Below are 5582 nucleotides of genomic sequence, written 5' to 3'. Positions count from 1 at the left end.
GCAGGCCTAGTCGCTTGAAAGCCTGCTCGGTAACGAGTTTATTTGTCATTGGCTTAAACTTGAGCTTTGTTATAGACAGCTTCTAGTAAAGGGCCTGCACCCATTTCAAGCAGAGCTTCCGCTACGGCAACACCCAGCTCTTCACATTGAGCTTGTGGGCCGCTTAAGCTTGTTTTAAGGATGGTTGCGCCATCTTCTGAGGCAACTAAGCCGGTGAGTGTCAGTGTCTCGCTTTCTAAGGTTGCATATCCGGCGATTGGAACCTGACAGCCACCATGGAGCCGGTGATTCATTGCGCGTTCAGCTTTTACGCAGAACTCGCTTTCTGGGTGAATGAGGGGCGCCAATAATTTTTTAATATCCTCATCCTTGCTTCTGCACTCAATGCCTAGAGCGCCTTGGCCAACAGCTGGAAGTGATTGCTCAGCCGATATGACGCTTTTGATGCGTTCATTGAATTCAAGTCTTTTGAGTCCAGAGGCTGCAAGAATAATGGCGTCATACTCGCCTGCATCGAGCTTTGCCAGACGAGTATTAACATTGCCTCTTAAAGGGCGAATATCTAGGTCTGGGCGAGAGGCGGCCAGTTGGCTATGCCTGCGTAGGCTTGAGGTGCCAACAATTGCACCTTCTGGAAGTTGATCGATCGAGTCGTATTGATTACTAACGAAAGCATCGAAGGGGTTTTCCCGCTCACAAATAACGGCTAGCTCAAGACCTTCGGGGAACTCCATAGGGACATCTTTCATTGAGTGGACGGCGATATCTGAAATGCCTTCTAGCATTGATGCTTCAAGCTCTTTTACAAATAAGCCTTTGCCACCGATTTTAGCAAGGGGGACGTCTAGAATCTTATCCCCTTTGGTTGTCATGCCATTAATATTGACTTCCAAGCCTGGGTATAAAGCTTCAAGTTGAGACTTTATATAACGGCTTTGCCACAACGCTAAAGCACTTTCACGAGAAGCAATATTGAGGGTCTTGATTGGGCTTGATGTAGACATGTTCGAGTCGTTCACTATTGGCAAATGGAGTGGGTGCTATATATTGAATTGCGTCGCTATTTGTATTGGTGGTGAAACCAAATAAAGAATAGTGAGCTAGATACAGCCTGTTATGGCGACTTAGTATAACGGAACTGGAAATAAAGTCGAAAAGATACAAATCAAGTGAAGATCACTTTTATTTCTTGGGCGCTTACTTGAGTCAAACTTGGCTATATGAAGGTTAGAAGTTAAGTGTTAATTTAACTTCCAGTCGATCTTGTTTAAGATTTAGTCGATACTTTGTTCTATCTGAAAGGTCATTAAAATTGCGAATGACGGAATCTGTGCAATTCTTTCCCCCGCTTAAGAGAGAATCGATATCAAATTTAAGCACGTGCTTAGAGAAGGATTTGATCGCTGTACTATAGGAAAATTTAGTGTCAGATGAGCTCTCGATGAGGATAGTATCATCATCACCGCTATTGCTGCGTGAGTTTTCAAAAGCTAGAGTATTAAATGACAGACACAGACATAACAAGCCTATTACGAACAAAGCGCGCTTGGTCATTGTTGATGTGTGTGTGTTGTTCAAATCGTCCACTCCATTTGATGAAGACTACCTATTCAATGATAAGAGATCTCCCTGTAGCGGTGTGTAACATTTGGTTGGATCGAGAGGGTATTTCGAAAAACTTCATTTATTGAGGTAAAGAGAGAGGATAAAGTGTGAACAGGTTCTCTAAGTTGTTGAGTGGAAGCTCATTTTTATTCTAGAAGGTGCTTAGTTGCAGTCTTAGGCTTGAAAGGATTGTTCACTTATTCTTTGCTTGAGTTCGCTTACGTGTCGACGACTGACGAGAATGCGAAAGTCGGTATTGCGTATATGTATGTAGTAGTGGCCATCGGAGCTCTTGTGCATTGCTGAGATGTGTTTGGCATTGACCAGTGTATTGCGATGGGCACGCAGGAGCTTGTCTGGGTGAGCTTGTTCCAACTCCTTTAATGTTTGGTCACTTAGGGTTTCACCGTTTGCATGGACAACGGTAAGGTACTTCTGTTCGGATCTAAAAAAGTAAATCGAGTCGAAAGGAAGTAACTCCTGGCCTTGCCAACTGTGTGCGACAAAATGAGCTTCTTCGTTACTATCCTGCTCCTTGATAGATTTTAGCTGCAGTTGATTAACATGCTTTGCTTGAGCCAGAGCACTTTCCAGCTCTTCGCCTCGAACGGGTTTTAACAAGTAACCCATGGCCTGCTTTTTAAAGGCGTCGATGGCATACTCGTCATAGGCGGTGCAAAAGATCATGGCAGGAGGGTGCGGCTTTTTTGCCAGAGCGCTGGCCACTTCCAGGCCATCAATACCTGGCATTCTGATATCCAGAAGCGCAATATCAGGCTTAAGCTCCTCAATCCGTACCAAGGCTTGTTCACCATTTTCAGCTTCACCGCAAACCTGATAGTTACAATTTCGTTCAATTAAACGCTTTAGGCGCTCTCTTGCCAAGCTCTCATCATCGACGATAAATACACTAATAGGGCTGTTTGCTGTCATATCTTAGTTAACCGGAATACGTAAAGTAACGGTAAAAATATTGTTTAGTTGGCTAGTCTTTAATATAGCGCCTGAGCCGAAAATTGCCTGGAGCCTGCTGCTAATATTGTCTAATGCGATTTGGTTTCCGTGTCGTGCCTGTTTTTCTGGGTCAAAAGGGTTTGAGATCAAAATGTATAAATGATCTCTTTTGAGTTCGGTTTCAATGCTAATAGTGCCGCCTTCAGTTAGCGGTTGAATACCATGATAAATCGCATTTTCTACTAATGGTTGTAGGGTTAAAGGGGGGATCAATACCTTTTTCTTGGCGTTGTTGAGCTTCCATTCAATCTTTAGCCTGTTTCCTAATCTAAGGGCTTCAATATTCAAGTATCGTCGGCATAGCTCAATTTCTTCACGAACCGGAATCAGAGAAGTTTGGTTGTTTAATGTAGCCCTGAAAATGGTTGATAGATCTATGACTGCATCTTCGGCTTTTTGTGGATCGATTGCGATCAGGCTGGCGATGCTGTTCATGCTATTAAACAGAAAGTGAGGACGAATTCTAGCCTGCAGTGCTTGGATGCGCGCTCGAAGTTCTGCTTGGCGCTGTTCTCGCCATTGGTGTTGCAGGAAGAAATAACGCAGTAAGATGCTCGCGAGCATCGAGCTGATGAGTAAACTCTTTGATAGAAATAGTTCCGGTTTTGTAATGACGCCCGGCAGCAGGAAGTTGATGCCTAGCCAACTGAAAAACAGCGTGATGATGGCATTGCTAGATAAGAAGTAAATGCTGATAAATTTCGGGCTTTTGCCAAATAGAAATTTTCGGGTTGTACAGATTACCGCTGCAAAGCTGAGCGTGAGTGAGTGGCAGTAAATAGATAGCAGGCCTAGTTTATCCCAACTGATTAACTCGTTTGAACTCAAGACCAGACATAAAACCAGCGCTAGAAACTGGGTTAGGATCAGCAGAAACAGAACGGCATTGATTCGACAAAGGTCAGGAATGACAAAATTGGAGTTCTGCTCACTCCCTGAAGCTTGCTTAGAATCATCAGCATGGCTGTTTTTGTTTGGCTGTGATTGCTTGGCGTTTCTATGCATGATAAATGACTGGTTTCTTTACAAGGGATGACTAAGGCGTATTATTCGCTTTTGTGCTACAATGCGCGCCGCAATTTTGACTCCACAAATTTCAGTGTAGATGGGTAATCAAACATGAGCAATGCAAACGACAATAACGGCCAGCTAAATACGCAGAGTGATTCAAGTAAAGAAAAGCCATGGGGAGGACGCTTTACCGAGCCTACCGATGCTTTTGTTGAACAATTTACTGCGTCAGTAGAGTTTGATCAGCGTTTGTATTTCCACGATATCCAGGGCTCTATTGCGCATGCGACGATGCTGGCAAAAGTTGGCGTGCTGACTGAAGAAGAGAAAACGCAAATCATTCAGGGCTTGAAAGAGGTTCAGGCAGAAATCGAGAGTGGCAAATTCCAGTGGTCTGTCAAACTGGAAGATGTACATATGAACGTCGAGGCAGCCTTAACAGAAAAAATTGGTATCACGGGCAAGAAACTCCATACAGGGCGATCTCGAAATGACCAGGTTGCGACAGATATTCGTTTGTATCTACGAGATGAAATCGATGTGATTGCCAGTGAAATTACTCGTCTTCAGGATGGCATGGCAAGGCTTGCTAAGCGTGAGGCTGCAACAATAATGCCGGGCTTTACTCATTTGCAAACAGCTCAGCCAGTCACTTTTGGTCATCATATTCTTGCTTGGAACGAGATGCTTCAACGTGACTATGAGCGTTTGATGGACTGTCGTAAGCGCGTGAATATTATGCCGCTAGGTGCAGCAGCTTTGGCGGGAACGACTTATCCTATTGATCGTAGCATTACGGCCGAGTTATTAGGCTTTGACCGACCTAGTGAGAACTCTCTTGATTCAGTCAGTGATCGTGACTTTGCTATAGAGTTTTGTTCATTTGCCAGCTTGGTTATGATTCACTTATCGCGAGCTTCTGAAGAGTTGATTTTGTGGGCATCGGCTCAGTTTGATTTTATCGACTTGCCGGACCGCTTCTGTACTGGTTCGTCTATCATGCCGCAGAAGAAGAATCCAGATGTGCCAGAGTTGGTACGAGGCAAGTCGGGCCGGGTAACGGGTCATATGATTTCTCTATTGATGTTAATGAAGTCTCAGCCTTTGGCATACAACAAAGATAACCAGGAAGATAAAGAGCCATTATTTGATGTCTTGGATACCTTAAAAGGTTGTTTGAAGGCCTATGCTGATATGATTCCGGCGATTGAGGTGAAGGCTGAAAATATGAGAGAAGCAGCACGTAGGGGCTTTTCAACCGCGACTGACTTGGCTGATTATTTAGTCGTTAATGGTGTGGCTTTCCGTGATGCGCATGAAATTGTTGGTAAAGCCGTGGCATATGGTGTTGCTGAGGAAAAAGACCTTTCAGACATGACACTAGAAGAGTTGCAGGTGTTTAGCGATCAGATTCAAGAAGATGTATTTGACGTTCTGACGCTTGAAGGCTCTGTTAATGCACGAAATCACCTGGGCGGGACGGCACCTGCACAGGTTTCTGCTGCGGCTGACAGAGTTCTTGAAAAACTAGCTGCACGTTAACTTGTCGTGCCTGACTTGATTGGCAGGCGACAGATATAGGTTGTGACGCCGGCACCTATGCAGCTAAGCATAATGACGGCCCATAACTTGCCAATGATGAGTGCGGATAAAAGCATGCTTCCCCACATACATATTAGTATCCGGGTTCGAATGTTTTTGTCCAGGCCTTCGCCGCTTTTCCAAACTGAAATGATGGGGCCTAGCTTCGGGTGTTCGTGTAACCAGCGGTGAAAACGTTCCGATGAGTGAGTGAATAACCAGGCAGCTAATAGTAAGAAAGGTGTTGTCGGTAATATCGGCAAGAAAATACCAATCACGCCAAGGATGACGCAGAGCCACCCCAAGGAGGCAATAAGTATTTTGACGCTGCCTTTCATTACTACTTTCCTGACAAATACATTTACGGTTCT

At 44.5% G+C, this 5582-nt stretch carries 5 protein-coding genes; 1 reads left to right on the top strand and 4 read right to left on the bottom strand.

The annotated features are described in order from the left end of the window. Positions 1–53 precede the first annotated feature (53 nt). The 3 genes from hemC to A3757_RS24695 all read right to left on the bottom strand — a co-directional run bounded on the left by hemC (position 54) and on the right by A3757_RS24695 (position 3624). On the bottom strand, positions 54–1004 hold the full coding sequence (hemC, locus tag A3757_RS24710) for a hydroxymethylbilane synthase (RefSeq protein ID WP_068514508.1): 951 nt from the start codon (positions 1002–1004) through the stop codon (positions 54–56). A 775-nt stretch (positions 1005–1779) separates the two neighbouring features. Next, the gene (locus A3757_RS24700; protein WP_068514509.1) at positions 1780–2538 is read right to left on the bottom strand and encodes a LytTR family DNA-binding domain-containing protein; all 759 of its coding nucleotides are present in this window, start codon (positions 2536–2538) and stop codon (positions 1780–1782) included. A 3-nt stretch (positions 2539–2541) separates the two neighbouring features. Continuing rightward, complete coding sequence (locus A3757_RS24695; protein ID WP_082865346.1) at positions 2542–3624, bottom strand: sensor histidine kinase; 1083 nt, start codon at positions 3622–3624, stop codon at positions 2542–2544. Positions 3625–3738: 114 nt separating this feature from the next. Here A3757_RS24695 and argH point away from each other — a divergent pair, with 114 nt between their 5' ends. Beyond that, entirely contained in the window at positions 3739–5172 is a 1434-nt protein-coding gene (gene argH / locus A3757_RS24690) for an argininosuccinate lyase (protein ID WP_068554139.1), read from the top strand. Here the strand turns inward: argH and A3757_RS24685 are convergent. Further along, positions 5169–5582 (bottom strand): YbaN family protein (locus A3757_RS24685; RefSeq protein ID WP_369819610.1); only part of this gene is annotated, 414 nt, incomplete at its 5' end. The two genes, argH and A3757_RS24685, sit on opposite strands and share 4 nt — an antisense overlap.

Source organism: Oleiphilus sp. HI0117 (genome assembly GCF_001635235.1).
This window is presented reverse-complemented; position numbering and strand designations above follow the sequence as displayed.

Bases quoted from the DNA above. Each gene is read 5' to 3' on its own strand.
- hemC (WP_068514508.1), bottom strand. From the start codon at position 1,004: ATGTCTACATCAAGCCCAATCAAGACCCTCAATATTGCTTCTCGTGAA.
- A3757_RS24700 (WP_068514509.1), bottom strand. From the start codon at position 2,538: ATGACAGCAAACAGCCCTATTAGTGTATTTATCGTCGATGATGAGAGC.
- A3757_RS24695 (WP_082865346.1), bottom strand. From the start codon at position 3,624: ATGCATAGAAACGCCAAGCAATCACAGCCAAACAAAAACAGCCATGCT.
- argH (WP_068554139.1), top strand. From the start codon at position 3,739: ATGAGCAATGCAAACGACAATAACGGCCAGCTAAATACGCAGAGTGAT.